Raw genomic sequence first — 14,603 nt, 5'->3', positions numbered from 1 at the left:
GCCGGCCCCGGAGCGACCCGACCGCCCGCCGGTCGGCGGCGCGACCCGGGGGCGCGGCCGCGCCGGGTCGGCGTCGAGCACGGCCGCGTACTGCCCGGCGGTCACCGGCGTGCGGGCGACGTGGAACGACTCCAGGGTGACGCTGCGCCTCGTCCGGGTGCGCGCGTCGACGGCGTCGATCCGGCCCGCGGGGACGGGTCGGAGCTCGGGCAGGGTCACGTCCACGTCCGGGACGCTACCCGAGGGCGCGGCGGACCGATCACCGGACCCGCCCCCGCCCGGGCGTCAGCCGCCGCGGCGCTCCGGCCACGGCGCGTCGGCGGGGCGCAGCGACGCCCAGCCGTCCGCACGCGACGCCGCGGCCGCGAGGATCCCGACGACGGCCGAGGGGTTGTGCAGCTCCCCCCGCAGGACCTTGCCCACCGCCTCGTCGAGCGGCACCCAGCGCAGCTCCATGTCGAGCTCCTCGGCCTCCCGCTCGAACCGGTCCGCCTCCGGCACCGGCGAGAGATCGCGCGCGAGGAACACGCGCAGCGCCTCGTTCGAGCCGCCCGGCGTCGTGAAGTAGTCCACGAGCACGTCCCAGCGGGCCGCCCGCAGGTCCGCCTCCTCGGCGAGCTCGCGGGCCGCGGCGACCTGGCCGTCCTCGCCCACGACGTCGAGCAGGCCCGCGGGCACCTCCCACAGCTCGCGCCGGACCGGGTGCCGGTACTGGCGCAGCAGGAGCACGCGCTCGTCGTCGTCGAGCGCGACGATCGCGACCGCCCCGGGGTGGTCGAGGTACTCGCGCGTGACGGTCCCGCCGTCGCCGAGGTCGACGACGTCCGAGCGCAGGTCGAACACCCGACCGGCGTGCACGACCGCCGTCTCGACGACCGGGCGCGGCGCGAGCACGTCGACGACGGGCGCGCCCTCCGGCGCGGGGCGCGGCTCGCCCGCGCCCGGCTCGGCGGACACTCAGTCGGCCTGGTTCTCGAGCGCGGCGCCGATGAGGCCGGTGAAGAGCGGGTGCGAGCGCGTCGGGCGCGACTTGAACTCCGGGTGCGCCTGGGTGCTCACGTAGTACGGGTGGACGTCCGCGGGCAGCTCGACGAACTCGACGAGCGACGAGTCGGGCGAGGTCCCGCTGATCACGAGGCCCGCCTCCTCGAGCTGCGCGCGGTAGGCGTTGTTCACCTCGTAGCGGTGGCGGTGCCGCTCGGAGACGCGCTCCGACCCGTACGTCTTCGCGACGACCGAGCCGGGGGTCAGCGCCGCCTCGTAGGAGCCGAGGCGCATCGTGCCGCCGAGGTCGCCCTCGCCGCCCACGATCGCGAGCTGCTCCTCCATCGTCGCGATGACGGGGTGCGACGTCGACGGGTGGAACTCGGTCGACGACGCGTCCTCGATGCCGAGCACGTTGCGCGCGTACTCGATGACCATCGACTGCAGGCCGAGGCAGATGCCGAGGGTCGGCACCTTGCTCTCGCGCGCCCAGCGCAGAGCGCCGAGCTTGCCCTCGATGCCGCGCACGCCGAACCCGCCGGGCACGAGGACCGCGTCCACGCCGCTCAGCGCGTCGTCCGCGCCCTCGGGCGTCTGGCACTCGTCGGACGCGACCCAGCGGATCGTGACCTTCGCGTCGTTCGCGAACCCGCCGGCACGCAGCGCCTCCGTGACCGAGAGGTAGGCGTCGGGCAGGTCGATGTACTTGCCGACGAGCGCGACCTCGACCCGGTGGGCGGGCTGGTGCACGCGCTCGAGGAGCTGGCTCCACCCGTCCCAGTCGACGTCGTGGAACGGCAGGCCGAGGCGGCGCACGACGTAGGCGTCGAGGCCCTCGGAGTGCAGCACGCGCGGGATGTCGTAGATGCTCGGCGCGTCGACCGCGTTGACGACGGCCTCGTTGTCCACGTCGCACATGAGCGCGATCTTGCGCTTCACCGGGTCGGGCACGACGCGGTCCGCGCGCAGCACGATCGCGTCGGGCTGGATGCCGATGGAGCGCAGCGCGGCGACCGAGTGCTGCGTGGGCTTCGTCTTGAGCTCGCCCGACGGGCCGATGTACGGCACGAGCGAGACGTGCAGGAAGAACACGTCGTCGCGGCCGAGCTCGTGGCGCACCTGGCGGGCCGCCTCGAGGAACGGCTGGGACTCGATGTCGCCGACGGTGCCGCCGATCTCGGTGATGATGACGTCGACGTCCTCACCGGCCTGCGCGCGCATGCGCGCCTTGATCTCGTCGGTGATGTGCGGGATGACCTGGACCGTGTCGCCGAGGTACTCGCCGCGCCGCTCGCGTGCGATGACCTGGGAGTAGACCTGGCCGGTCGTGACGTTCGCGGAGGCCTCGAGGTCGACGTCGAGGAAGCGCTCGTAGTGGCCGATGTCGAGGTCCGTCTCGGCGCCGTCCTCGGTGACGAAGACCTCGCCGTGCTGGAACGGGTTCATCGTGCCCGGGTCCACGTTGAGGTACGGGTCGAGCTTCTGCATGGTGACGCGCAGGCCGCGCGAGCGGAGCAGACGACCGAGGCTGGACGCCGTGAGGCCCTTGCCGAGCGAGGAGGCGACGCCGCCGGTGACGAAGACGTGCGCGGTGCGGTGCTCGGAGCGAGCGCCCGAGGCGTTGAGTCGGGAGGAGGGCCGGTTCAGGTGATCTGCCACGGAACTCCATCCTAACAGCGAGCCCGCCGACGGCACGCGGGCCGCGGGGTCGGTCCGCTCACACCGGGCCCGCGACGAGCCGGCGCCCGACGGCGCGCGTCACCGGTCGGACGGCCCGTCCGGGGCGTCGTCCGTGGTGGGAGCGGGTGCCGCCCCGCCGCCCGTGGCGCCGCGGCGCAGGACGCCGAGCAGCGCGGCGCGGTCGCCCACGAGCGACACGCCGACGACGACGGCGCCCGCCACGACCGCGGCCAGCGCCCCGACGCCGACCGCCGGCAGCCAGCCCGCGTCGTCGGGCAGGAGGGCGTCCGAGAGCGCCGAGCCCGCGAGCGCGCCGAGCGCGACGCCCACGGCGACGACCGCGAGCGTGCGCGGGACGCCGTGCGTCGCCTCCGGCCCGGCGTACCGACGCGTCGCGACGAGGAGCCCCGCCCCGGCGACGGACATGCCGACGGTCGTCGCGAGCCCGAGCTGGAGCAGCACGCCGGCCTGGTCGCGGACACCGGTCACCAGGGGAAGGACGTACGCGGTCGCCGCGACGACGAGCCACCCTGCCGCGGTCACGACGACGGCGACGCGCTGGCGATCGATCGTGTACAGCGCACGCGACAGGTGGAGGATCAGCGAGAACCCGACGATGCCGACGGCCATGCCCGCGACGGCACCGCCCATGCCCGCGACCGACCCCTGGGCGATGCGGGCGAACACCACCTCGACGGCCGCCGACGCGGCGATCAGCGCCGCGGCGCCCAGGCCCGCGACGACGAGCAGCGTGCGCGTCGTGGTCGCGAGCAGGCGGCGGTACGCGTCGTGGCGCGCGTGGGCCACGTGCTCCGCGAGGCGCGGGAACGTGCTCGTCGCGAGCGGGAAGGCGAGCACCGCGTACGGCAGGAGGTACACCTGCTGCGCGTACCAGTACGTCGGGAACGTCTGCTCGGGCCCGAACCCGTAGGCGGCGCCCATGATCGCGAGGACCGAGAGCTGCTGCGCGACGAGCGCGCCGATCCCCGCGAACGCGAGGTTGCGTGCGCGCACCGCCTCGCCGCCCGGGAACCGCAGCGTGGGCCGCGGCCGCACGCCCAGCCGGCGCACGGGCAGGACGAGCGGGAGCGCGAGGACGGCGACGCCCGCGGTGGTCCCCCAGCCGAGCCACGCGATCGCCTCGCCCGAGAGCGCCGCGACGTCCTTCTGGTCCCCGTCGGCCAGGCCGGCGAACACGAGGAACACCGCGATCACGGCGAGGCTCGACAGCAGCGGCGAGAACGCCTGCCAGAAGAAGCGCTTGTGCGCCTGGAGGATGCTGCCGAGGACGACGGCGAGGCCGTAGAGCGGGACCTGGAGCGCGAAGACGCGCACGAACGTCGCGGTGACGTCGACGAGCTCGGGGTGCTTCGAGGCCATGAGCACGGTCGCGATCGGCTGGGCGAGGAGCGCGAGGAGGCCGCCCAGCGGGACGAGGACGACGAGCGTCCACCCGAGGAGCGCGGACGCGACGCGGGACACCTCGGTGCCCGCGCGCCGCGCGATGGGCCCGGCGAGGAGCGGGACGACCGACCCCGCGAGGGCACCGCCAGCGGCGACCTCGAACAGGACGTTGGGCAGGAGGTTCGCCGCGGTGAACGCGGACCCGACACCCTCCGTGCCGACCGCCGCGGACTGCACGAGCGACCGCGCGAACCCGACGAGGCGGCTCGCGATCGTCACGAGCGTGATCATCGCGGCGGCACCCGCCAGCGTGCCCGTGGCGGCGCGCAGCCGCCCGGCACGCCCGCTCACGCCGGGCGCCGGCCCCACGAGTCCACGCGCCGCAGCACGTCGTTGCCGTCGATGACCGTCGAGAAGCTCACCTTCTCGCTCGCGAGGGTCAGCCCGACGACGCCCGCGAGCGCGAGCCAGCGCACGGCACGGGGCGCGGCGAACGCGACCTGCGAGCCGAGCGCGGCGCCGAGCGCGTTGGCGCCGCAGTCGCCGAGCATGTCGCGTTCGCCCAGGTCACCCGGGGCGGCCGCGGCGGCAGCGCCGAGGACCGCGCCCGTGGCGGGAGCCGCGGACGTCGCGAGGAACGGCGCGGACGCCGCCCCCGCGGCCTTGAGCGCGCGCCCGGGGCGCAGGTCGAGAAGGTTGAGCAGGTTCGCGGTGCCGGCCACGAGCGCACCGTTGACCCCGACGTCCACGAGGTGGGCGAACGCGCCGCCCGTGCGCCGCGTGCCGATCGCGGCCGCGACGAGCGAGACGCCGCTGATCCCGAGGACCTTCATCGCGCCCGTCGTGACACGGCCCTCGGCGAGCGCACCGAGGTGGCCGCGCAGGCCCTTGGTGCGCGTCGAGGTGTCCTCCGCGAGGTCGTCGACGAGCCCGAAGGTGCCCGCGCTCGCCGTCGCGAGCGCGACGGCGCCGCGCGTCCGGGCGTCACCGCCGGTCGCGAGGGTCGCGGCGACGAGGCCCGCCGCGACGGCCGGGCCCTCCAGCAGGCTGATGGGCTCGCCCCGGTGGTTCGTGCGCGTCCACCGCGCGGCGCCGCCCGGCGGGTTCGACGCCGTGGCGCGGCGCGCCGCCGTCGTCACCGCGGCGGAGACCCCGGCGGCCAGGAGCGTGCGCAGCACGCGCGCCACGTCAGCCCTCCCCCGCGTCGGCGTCGGTCTGCTCGACGTCCGCGTCGCCCGAGGTCGGCGTGCCCGTGTCGGACGCCGTCGTGCGCGTAACGGGCGGGAGCTCGACCGCGGGCGGGAGGACCGCCGTCGCGCTCTCCTCGAAGCCGAACTGGCCGACCTCGCCCGCGACGCGGGCCGCGAGCGCGAGCGGGACGTTGATCCGGCCCGGCTCCCCCTCGACGCCGCTCACCGTCGACAGGCTCGACGCGAGGTCCTCGTTCGCGCGGATCGTCGAGACGACGTCACCGGAGACGGCGGTCGGGCCGGCGACGAGCGCGGCCTCGGCGACCTCCTGCGCGGCGACCGCGACCTGGACCTCGATGTCGACGACGTACGTGTCGGGGGCGGGAGCCTCCTCGCCCTCCTCACCGGTCGGCGCCGCCTGCTCGGGCGCCGGTCCGCCCAGGAGGAGCACGACGTCCGCCGGGAAGGTCTGCTCCGTGACGACGTCGACGAGCGCGAAGCGCTCGAGCAGGGCCTCGAGCTCGATCGCCTCCGGGCTGCGCTCCTCGGAGCTCGCGGGCGTCGAGCCCGTCAGCGCGAGCGCGAGCGCGCGCGACAGCCGCTGCTCGGGCGTCGCGTCCTGCGGCATCTCGCCCAGCTTGTCGCCGAGACCCTCGGCCACGGTCTGGCGGGCGCTCTCCTCGTCCTGGCTCGTCCACGCGTCGGTGAGGCGGACGTGCCCGACCACGGCCGCGCCGGCCGTCTCGAGCTGCTCGGTGATCGCGTCGTCCCGCTCGCGGTCGGCCCCGTCCAGGTCGACGACGGCGACGCGGCGGTCCTGCAGGGAGCCCGCGACGAGCTGCGGCCCGGCGGCCTCGATGTACCGCGCGTCGTCGCCCAGCGTGACGTTGGCCCGGTCGAGCTGGTCGCGCAGGTCGTTGCGCTCGGTGCGCAGCTGCTCGACCTGCCCCGTGAGCTGGTCGCCGATCGCGCCCTGGAGCGGCCCGGCGCCGAGGATGATGCCGACGGCGAGGGCCAGGAAGACCGAGATCAACGAGACGATGTGGTACCTGAAGTCGATCACTGTGCGGTGGTGTCCTTCGGTTCGAGCTGCTGCGTGCTGGCAAGGTCAGGGGTCCGCGACGGACGCGGGGCGGGCATGGCGGGGGGCGACCGCTCGGGCCGACGGCGGCCCGGCCCGGTCAGCCCCCGCCGGAGAAGAGCGAACCGATCCACGACCACAGGTCGTCGAACCGGGCGCCCACGATCCCGAAGAACGTCTGGCCCGCGGCCGTCGACCACAGCGCCGCGACGACGGCGAGGAGGCCCGCGAGGGACAGGAGCCAGAGCTGCAGGTTGGAGATGCGGTGCCGGTACAGGCGCGACACGCCCTTCGCGTCGACGAGCTTGCCGCCGACGCGCAGGCGCGTGAGGAACGTGCTCGCCATGCCCGCGCGGCCCTTGTCGAGGAACTCGACGAGCGTCGCGTGCGTGCCGACCGCGACGATGACCTCGGCGCCCTTGTCGTCCGCGAGGAGCATCGCGATGTCCTCGCTCGTGCCCGTCGCCGGGAAGACGACGGGCTCGACGCCGAGCGCCTGGACGCGCTCGAGGCCCGGCGCCTTGCCGTCGCGGTAGGCGTGCACGACGATCTCGGCGCCGCTGCTCAGCGCGCGGTCGGACACGGAGTCCATGTCGCCGACGATCATGTCGGGCTTCCAGCCGGCGTCGAGGATCGCGTCGGCGCCGCCGTCGACGCCGATGAGGACCGGCCGGTACTCGGTGATGTAGGGGCGCAGCGTCGCGAGGTCCTCGCGGTAGTGGTAGCCGCGCACGACGATGAGCACCTGGCGCCCGTCGATCGGGGTGCGGATGTCCGGGACGCCGACGCCGTCGAGCAGCAGGTCACGCTCGCGGCGCAGGTAGTTCATCGTGTTCTCGGCGAACGACTCGATCTCGACCGAGAGGTTGGCGCGCGCCTCCTCGAGGCTGCGCGCGACGGTCTCCTCGCTCTGCAGCACGCCCTCGGCCACGAGGTCGTCGCCGAGGTAGACCTTGCCGCCGTCGAGCCGCACGTCGCGACCCTCGGGGATCGCCATGATCGCGGGGCCGAGGTCGTCGACGAGGACGATGCCCGCCTCGACGAGCACGTCCGGACCGAGGTTCGGGTAGCGCCCCGAGACGGACTTGGCGGCGTTGAGGACGGCGGACGGCCTGGCCGCCACGAGCGCGTCGGCCGCGACGCGGTCGATGTCGACGTGGTCGATCACCGCGACGTCGCCCGGCTGCAGCCGCTTCGTGAGGGCCTTCGTGCGCGCGTCGACCTTGGCCGGGCCGAGCGTGCCGGACCCGGCCTCCGGCGGGGAGGCTTTGCGCAGAGTGAGTCTCATCGTGCCCTATCGTCCCACGACCGACGACTCCAGAAGCTCCACCGCGTGGCGGCGGGCCGCGTCGGAGTCCTCCTGGCCGGAGAGCATCCGCGCGAGCTCGCGGACTCGCTCCTCCCCCGTGACCTCGCGCACACCCGTGACCGTGACGGCGGCCGCCGGGTCGTCCACGCCGTCCGCGTCGCCCGAGGACTTCGTGACGACGAGCTGCACGTCCGCGAACGCCGCGACCTGCGCGAGGTGCGTCACGACGACCACCTGCGCGCGGCGCGCGAGCGACGCGAGCCGGCGGCCGACCTCGACCGCCGCCTTGCCCCCGACCCCGGCGTCCACCTCGTCGAACACGAACGTGGGCAGCACCTGGCCCGTCCCCTCGACGGCGGCCGTCGCGAGCGCGACCTCGATCGCGAGCATGACGCGCGAGAGCTCACCGCCCGACGCGCCCTTGCCGAGCGGCCGCGCCGGGGCGCCCGCGTGCGCGACGAGCGAGAACGTCACGACGTCGACGCCCCACGGCCCGGGCTCGTCCGCGCGCTCGACGTCGACGACGAGGCTCGCCCCGCCCATCGCGAGCCCGCGGAGCTCGTCGGTCACCGCGGCGGCGAGCTCGGCGGCGGCGCGCTCGCGCGACGCGGTGATCGCGGTCCCGAGGCGCTCGAGCTCCGCGTCGAGCTCGTCGCGGCGCGCGGTCGCGGCCTGGAGCCGCTCACCGCCGTCGTCCAGGTCGAGGAGCCGCAGCCCGGCGTCGCTCGCCCAGGCGAGGACGTCGTCGACCGTCTCGCCGTAGCTGCGCGTGAGCGTCCCGAGCTCGGCGAGGCGCGCGTGCGCGCTCTCGAGCCCGGCCGGGTCCGCGGCGAGGTCCTCGACGTAGCCCGAGATCTCCGTCGCGACGTCGGCCAGCACGTAGCCCACCTCCGCGAGCCGCTCGGCGAGCCGCCCGAGCACGGGGTCCGTCCCGGCGACCGACTCGAGCGCCCGGCGCGCGCGGTCGACCGCCACGACGGCGTTCTCCTGCGGCTCCGCGGCCTCGTCGCCCGCGACGGCGTCGTGCGCGAGCTGCGCGGCGACGCGCAGCTCCTCGACGTTCCCGAGCCGCGCCACGAGCGCGGTGAGCTCGACGTCCTCGCCCGGCTGCGGCGCCACGCGCTCGACCTCGGCGAGCCCGAGGCGCAGGAGCTCGGCCTCCCGGGCACGCTCGCCCGCGCGCGTCTCGATGTCCTCGATCTCCGCCTGGAGCGCCGACCGCTCGGTCCACGCGTCGCGGTACTGGGCGAGCAGCTCGGCGTGCTGGGGCCCCGCGAACGCGTCGAGCGCGGTGCGCTGCCGGCTCGCCGTGCGCAGGCGCAGCTGGTCCGACTGCCCGTGGACCGTGACGAGGTCGTCGGCGATCTCCGCGAGCACCCCCTGAGGGACGCTGCGCCCGCCGAGGTGCGCGCGCGAGCGGCCCTCCGCGGCGACGGTGCGCAGGATGACCACGGTGCCGTCGTCGTCCACCTGGCCGCCCGCGTCGTCGACGCGCCGGGCGACCGCGGGCCGGTCGGCGACGCGCACGCGACCCTCGACGACGGCGCTCGACGCGCCCGGCCGCACCGTGGCCGGGTCGGCCTTGCCGCCCATGAGCAGGCCGAGCCCGGTGAGGACCATCGTCTTGCCCGCGCCGGTCTCGCCCGTGATGACGGTCAGGCCCGACCCCACCGGCACCCGGGCGGACCGGATGACACCGAGGTTCTCGATCGCGATCTCCTCGAGCACGCTCACTCCTCCTCGTCCGTGGTCCCGCGGTCGTCCGGCGTCGCACCGGGCGGCGCGGACGCCGCGCGCTCCGCCGTGGTCCCGGCCGTCGCGGCGACGCTCGCCGCGCGCTCGCGCCAGCCGACGACCGGCAGCGAGAACTTCGACACCAGACGGTCGGTGAACGGCGCCGGGCTCAGACGCGCGAGCCGCAGCGGCGTGTCCGAGCGGCGCACCTCGACGCGCGAGCCGTTGGGCAGGTCGATGCGCCGGCGGCCGTCGCACGTGAGGACGCCCGGCGACGCGGAGTCCGGCAGCAGGTCGACCGTGATCGTCGAGCGCGGGCCGACCACGAGCGGCCGCGCGAACAGGGCGTGCGCCGCGAGCGGCACGACGAGCACCGCGTCGACCTCCGGCCACATGACGGGACCGCCCGCGGAGAACGCGTGCGCCGTCGACCCCGTCGCCGTCGCCGTGATGACGCCGTCGCACCCGAACGACGACAGCGGGCGGCCGTCGACGCCGATGACGACCTCGATCATGCGCTCGCGCTGCGCCTTCTCGACCGTCGCCTCGTTGAGCGCCCAGCCGACGAGCGGCTCGTCCTGCCCGGGCAGGTAGGCGCGGACCTCGACGATCGTGCGCTCCTCGACCGTGTAGTCGTACGCCGCGAGCCGGCCCACGGCCGCGCGCAGGTCCTCGCGCTCGCTCTCCGCGAGGAACCCGACGTGCCCGAGGTTCACCCCGAGCAGCGGGACGCCGGTACCGTGCGTGAGCTCGGCGGCGCGCAGGATCGTGCCGTCGCCGCCGAGCACCATGACGACCTCGGACTCCGTGACGCCCTCGCGCGCCCGCGTGCGCGCCATGTGGTCGCCGAAGGACTCCGCGAGGTCGTCGTCGTGCAGCGTCACGGTGAACCCGGCGCGCTCGAGCTCGGAGACGGCCTCGTGCAGCGCGACGACCGCCTCGGGGCGGCCGCCGTGGGTGACGATCAGCACGCGTCGCGTCACGGTGCTCCTCCAGTCAGGGGTCGGTCGGGGGTGGGGAGGGCGGGCGTCCCGGGTGCGGCGTCCCGCGGCCAGGTCGCGGGTCTGACCGGCACGACGGGTGGCGGGCCGCCGTCGGGCGACGGATGCCACGCCACGGCCGCCGCGGCGGCGTCCTCCAGCGCGGCGTCGTCGAGCACCGCGCCGTCCGCGCGCCCGGGGTCGCCCGCGCGCAGCCACCAGAAGTACTCGCGGTTCCCGCTCGGCCCCGGCAGGGGGCTCGGCACGACGGCGACGGCTCGCAGGCCGAGCACCGCGGCGTGCCGGGCGACGGCCACCACGACCTCGACGTGCAGCGCCGGGTCGCGCACGACCCCGCCGCTGCCGAGACGCTCGCGGCCCACCTCGAACTGCGGCTTGACGAGGAGCAGCAGGTCCGTGCCGGGACCGACCACGCCCACCACCGCGGGCAGCACCATCGCGAGCGAGATGAACGACAGGTCGCCGACCACGAGGTCGGGCGCCGCCCCGACGTGCTCGGGGCGCAGCTCGCGCACGTTGAGGCCCTCGTGCACGACGACGCGCGGGTCGGCGCGCAGCGCGGGGACGAGCTGGTCGTGCCCGACGTCGACCGCGACGACCTCGCGCGCGCCGCGACGCAGGAGCACGTCGGTGAACCCCCCCGTCGAGGCACCGAGGTCGAGGCACCGGGCGCCGTCGACGACCGGGACCCGCGGCAGGACGCCGTCGGGGACGGTCGGAAACCCGACGGGAGACGCCGCGCCGGACCCGGAGCCCGACCCTGCCAGGGCGTCGAGGACGCCCGCGAGCTTGAAGCCCGCGCGCGACGCGTAGCCCGGGTCGCCGGGGTCCGGAGCCACCTCGAGCACGTCGGTCGGCGCGACGGCGGTCGACGGCTTCGCCAGGACGCGACCGTCCCGCGTCACCCGACCGGCCGCCACGAGCTCCGACGCGTGCCGTCGCGACCGCGCGAGGCCACGCCGGACCAGCTCGCCGTCGAGGCGGGCGCTCTCGCGCTCGCCCACGCTCAGTCCTCGGTGCGGGCGAGCTCGGCGACCAGCGCGTCGTGCACGGCCTGCAGCACCCCCACGTGGTCGGCGGTCGCGAGCCCGTCCAGGCCGTCCAGGCGCGCGAGGACGGCCTCGAGCGTGCCGTCGCCCGCGCCTGCGTCGGCAGGAGCCGCCGGCGGTCGCGGTGGGCCGGGCACGGGACGCAGCGGACCGTCCGTCATGGCACGCCTCCTGTCTGGCTCGTCGAACTCACGCCCTGGGCTGCGCCCGGGCATCCCGGACCACGCTACCGGGTGCGACCCACGCGCCGCGGCGTCCACGCACGGGGACGCGGGCGCGTCGCGAGACGGCGACCGCTCAGTGGGTCCCGACGGGAAGGTCCGGGACGCTCGCCGGGTCGACCGGACGCCCCTCGTCCGCGGACGCCCACGCGGCCGACGCCGCGGCACGCACCGTGTCGACCGTGGCCGTGCCACGCACGTCGAGGCGCAGGGCGCCGTCGTCGACGCGGGCCGCGCTGTCGCCGCACGTCCACCAGCCGTCGGCGCTCCGCGTCGGGAGCGGGTGCGCCTCGAGGAGGCTGCGCAGGTCCTCGCCCACGTAGTGCGGGCGCAGGTGCGGCTCCGCGAGGACCGCGTCGCGCGCCGTGCTCACGCCCGTGAGGACGTGCAGGCCGGGGTACCCGCCCGCGCGCGCCCCCGCGAGATCGGTGTCGAGCCGGTCGCCGATGACGAGCGGGGCGCTCGCCCCCGCGCGGTCGATCGCGAGCCGGTACATCGTCGGCGACGGCTTGCCCGCGCTGTCGGGCTCCACGCCCGTCGCGGCGCGCACCGCGCCGACCAGCGAGCCGTTCCCCGGAGCGAACCCGCGCGCGGTCGGGAGCGACAGGTCGAGGTTGCTCGCCACGTGCCACGCACCCCGCTCGACCGCGTACGCCGCCTCGGCGAGCTGCGCCCACCCGAGCTCCGGCGCGAAGCCCTGCGCGACAGCCTCGGGCTCGTCGTCCGCGCTCTCGACGATGACGAAGCCCGCGTCGTGCACCGCGGTGACGAGGCCCGCCCCGCCCACCACGAGCACGCGCGCCCCCGGCTCGAGCCGCGTCCGCAGGAGCGCCGCGGCCGCCTGCGCCGCCGTCATGACCTCCTCGGCGCGCGTCGGGATGTCGAGGCCCGAGAGCTGCTCCGCCACCGACCCCGGCTCGCGCGACGCGTTGTTCGTGACGAACACCAGGCGCATGCCGCGCGTGCGCGCCGCCGTGAGGCCCTCGGACGCGTGCTCGATCGGCTCGTGGCCGCGGTAGGCCACGCCGTCCAGGTCGACGAGCGCGAGGTCGTACCGGTCGGCGAGCGGGACGTCGCTCCCGAGCAGCCCGGCGCTCACCGCTCGCCCTCCGCCGCCGGCTCCCCGGCGCCGGGCGCCGCGTCGACGTCGTCCTGCTCGTCGGCACCGTCGTCCTCGTCGGCCACGTCGGCACCGTCCGCCTCGGCAGGGCCCTCCGCGTCGTCGGCGTCGTCGGAGTCGTCGACGTCGGGCTCGTCGACGTCGGGCTCGTCGACGGCGGGCTCGTCGCCGTCGACCTCGGCGTCCTCCAGGTCGTCGAGCTCCTCCGTCAGGTCGTAGACCACGACGTCGTCGTCCTCGTCGCCGAGCGCCGCGGCGAGGAGGCTCGCGTCGATGCCGGCCAGGAGCTCCGCAGCCTCCTCGGTCCGACCGGCGACCTCGAGCACGGAGGCGCGCGCCTGGAGCACGCGGGCCCCGAGCTCGCCCTGCGTGCCGACGGCGGGAACCTGGTCGAGAGCGGCGAGCGCGGCGTCGAGCTCGCCGAGGTCGACGCGCGCCCCGCTCACGACGATCGCGAGCTCTGTGCGCCCGACGTCGTCGAGCGTGGCAGCCTCGTCGGACGACGCGAGCGCGAGCGCGCGCTCGGGGCGCCCGAGGCCCCGCTCGCAGTCGGCCATGATCGGCAGGTGCTCGGACGAGCCGTTGAGACGGCGCACCGTGCGCAGCTCGCGCAGCGCCTCCGCGTAGCGGCCCGTGCGGTAGGCGGTCAGGCCCGCGGCCTCGCGCGCGACGTCGACGCGGCCGGCGCGGCGCACCGCGGCCTGCGCGTGCTCGTACGCGAGCTCGGGATCGGTGTCGATGAGGCGGCCGGCCATCACGAGGTGGCGGCCGACGACCTCGGCCGTCTCCTTGCTCAGCGTCCGCAGCCGACCTCGCGCCGCACGGTCGAGCTGGGAGAACTGGACGTCCTCGGGGATCTCGGGGCCCGCCGGGTGGCGGGGCTCCGGCCGGCGGTCGAACCCGTCGCGGTCCCGGCCCGCGCCGGCGCGCGGCGCGTGCCCACGCCGGTCGCCCCCGCGACGGTCGTCGCGCGGCCCGCCCGGTCCACGACGTCGGTCCGTCGCGTCCCGGTCGAACCTCCCGCGGCCGCCCTCCCCCGAGCGCGCGGGCCGCTCCGCGTCGCGCCGCTGCCCTCCGTCGCGGTCGCCCTCGCGCGACCACCGGTCGTCCCGACGCGCGGGACGGTCGTCACGGCGCGCGGGACGGTCGCCGCGACCCGCACCCTGGTCGCGACGGGAGTACCCGCCGCCGTGCTCGCGGCGCGGGCCGTCGGTACCGTGCTCGCGGCGCGGACCGCGCCCGGCAGCATCCCGACCGGAGCCGTCACGAGTGTCGCGGGCGCGGTCACGACGGTCCGCGTCCGGGCGACCGCGGTCGGGTCGACGGTCGTCGCGACGGTCGCGCTCCGGACGGCCGCGCTCGGCACGGTCCGAACCCGGGCGTCCACGGTCGGGTCGGTCCCGGTAGCCGCCCTCCGCGCGCCCGCGCCGGTCGCCCGCGCCGCGCTGGTCACCGCCGCGGCGACGGTCACCCGACGCGTCACCGCCGGACGGCCGGCCATGTCCCCCGCCACGCTGGTCGCCGGAGCCTCGTCGACCGTCCTGGTCGCGTCGACCGCCGCGGTCGTCGCCCGACCGCGGACGGTCCGGCTCGGGCTCGTGGGAGCTGTCGTTCACGAGGGTTCCCTCTCGTTCTGGAGTTTGCGCAGGCCATCTTCCCACGCCAGCGTGCTCGGGCACGCGGCGGGGCGCCTGTGACGACGCGTGATGCGACGAACGCACCGCGGCCGACGGGGCCCTGGGTGGTTGGTCGTGGAAATGCCGAAGGCCCACCCCGTGTGGGGTGGGCCTTCGGTGAAGGGTTGTCCGGCGGCGTCCTACTCTCCCACCC

13 protein-coding genes and 1 pseudogene are annotated in these 14,603 nt (G+C 76.2%); 1 reads left to right on the top strand and 13 read right to left on the bottom strand.

Features of this window, described 5'->3' with window-relative positions:
• Positions 1-15: 15 nt before the first annotated feature.
• From GYH36_RS20510 to GYH36_RS06010, 13 genes and pseudogenes are all read right to left on the bottom strand, one after another.
• A pseudogene (locus tag GYH36_RS20510) lies at positions 16-219 on the bottom strand (hypothetical protein); the annotation flags it as partial.
• Between the two features lie 66 nt (positions 220-285).
• Positions 286-957, bottom strand: a complete 672-nt coding sequence (locus tag GYH36_RS06065; RefSeq protein WP_376739806.1) for an NUDIX domain-containing protein — start codon at positions 955-957, stop codon at positions 286-288.
• On the bottom strand, positions 958-2,643 hold the full coding sequence (pyrG, locus tag GYH36_RS06060) for a CTP synthase (protein WP_024839492.1): 1,686 nt from the start codon (positions 2,641-2,643) through the stop codon (positions 958-960).
• Positions 2,644-2,742: 99 nt separating this feature from the next.
• Positions 2,743-4,419, bottom strand: a complete 1,677-nt coding sequence (gene murJ / locus GYH36_RS06055; RefSeq protein WP_312028523.1) for a murein biosynthesis integral membrane protein MurJ — start codon at positions 4,417-4,419, stop codon at positions 2,743-2,745.
• Entirely contained in the window at positions 4,416-5,246 is an 831-nt protein-coding gene (locus tag GYH36_RS06050; protein WP_115943629.1) for a hypothetical protein, read from the bottom strand. The genes murJ and GYH36_RS06050 overlap by 4 nt, the downstream gene beginning before the upstream one ends.
• A gap of 10 nt (positions 5,247-5,256) precedes the next feature.
• Complete coding sequence (locus tag GYH36_RS06045) at positions 5,257-6,321, bottom strand: copper transporter (protein ID WP_162289385.1); 1,065 nt, start codon at positions 6,319-6,321, stop codon at positions 5,257-5,259.
• 118 nt (positions 6,322-6,439) lie between these two features.
• Positions 6,440-7,627, bottom strand: coding sequence for a putative cytokinetic ring protein SteA (gene steA / locus GYH36_RS06040; protein ID WP_024839488.1), 1,188 nt, complete (start codon positions 7,625-7,627; stop codon positions 6,440-6,442).
• 6 nt (positions 7,628-7,633) lie between these two features.
• Positions 7,634-9,376: a DNA repair protein RecN gene (gene recN, locus GYH36_RS06035; protein ID WP_162289408.1), complete on the bottom strand. Its 1,743-nt coding sequence runs from the start codon at positions 9,374-9,376 to the stop codon at positions 7,634-7,636.
• A 2-nt stretch (positions 9,377-9,378) separates the two neighbouring features.
• Positions 9,379-10,365 carry an NAD kinase gene (locus GYH36_RS06030; RefSeq protein ID WP_024839486.1) on the bottom strand — a complete coding sequence of 329 codons (987 nt, stop codon included), beginning with the start codon at positions 10,363-10,365 and terminating at the stop codon, positions 9,379-9,381.
• The gene (locus GYH36_RS06025) at positions 10,362-11,387 is read right to left on the bottom strand and encodes a TlyA family RNA methyltransferase (RefSeq protein WP_162289384.1); all 1,026 of its coding nucleotides are present in this window, start codon (positions 11,385-11,387) and stop codon (positions 10,362-10,364) included. The genes GYH36_RS06030 and GYH36_RS06025 overlap by 4 nt, the downstream gene beginning before the upstream one ends.
• Positions 11,388-11,389: 2 nt before the next feature.
• A complete protein-coding gene (locus tag GYH36_RS06020; RefSeq protein ID WP_024839484.1) occupies positions 11,390-11,593 on the bottom strand; it encodes a hypothetical protein in 204 nt (67 codons plus the stop codon).
• Positions 11,594-11,729: 136 nt separating this feature from the next.
• Entirely contained in the window at positions 11,730-12,752 is a 1,023-nt protein-coding gene (locus tag GYH36_RS06015) for an HAD-IIA family hydrolase (RefSeq protein ID WP_162289383.1), read from the bottom strand.
• Positions 12,749-13,528: a tetratricopeptide repeat protein gene (locus GYH36_RS06010; protein WP_246209232.1), complete on the bottom strand. Its 780-nt coding sequence runs from the start codon at positions 13,526-13,528 to the stop codon at positions 12,749-12,751. The genes GYH36_RS06015 and GYH36_RS06010 overlap by 4 nt, the downstream gene beginning before the upstream one ends.
• Positions 13,529-13,708: 180 nt before the next feature.
• Here GYH36_RS06010 and GYH36_RS06005 point away from each other — a divergent pair, with 180 nt between their 5' ends.
• Positions 13,709-14,470, top strand: a complete 762-nt coding sequence (locus GYH36_RS06005) for a hypothetical protein (RefSeq protein WP_162289382.1) — start codon at positions 13,709-13,711, stop codon at positions 14,468-14,470.
• Positions 14,471-14,603: the final 133 nt, after the last annotated feature.

Origin of the sequence: Cellulosimicrobium composti (assembly GCF_010287905.1) — a bacterium.
In the GTDB taxonomy this organism is placed as follows: domain Bacteria; phylum Actinomycetota; class Actinomycetes; order Actinomycetales; family Cellulomonadaceae; genus Cellulosimicrobium; species Cellulosimicrobium composti.
The sequence above is the reverse complement of the archived record's forward strand: the minus strand, read 5'-3'. Positions and strand labels throughout refer to the sequence as shown.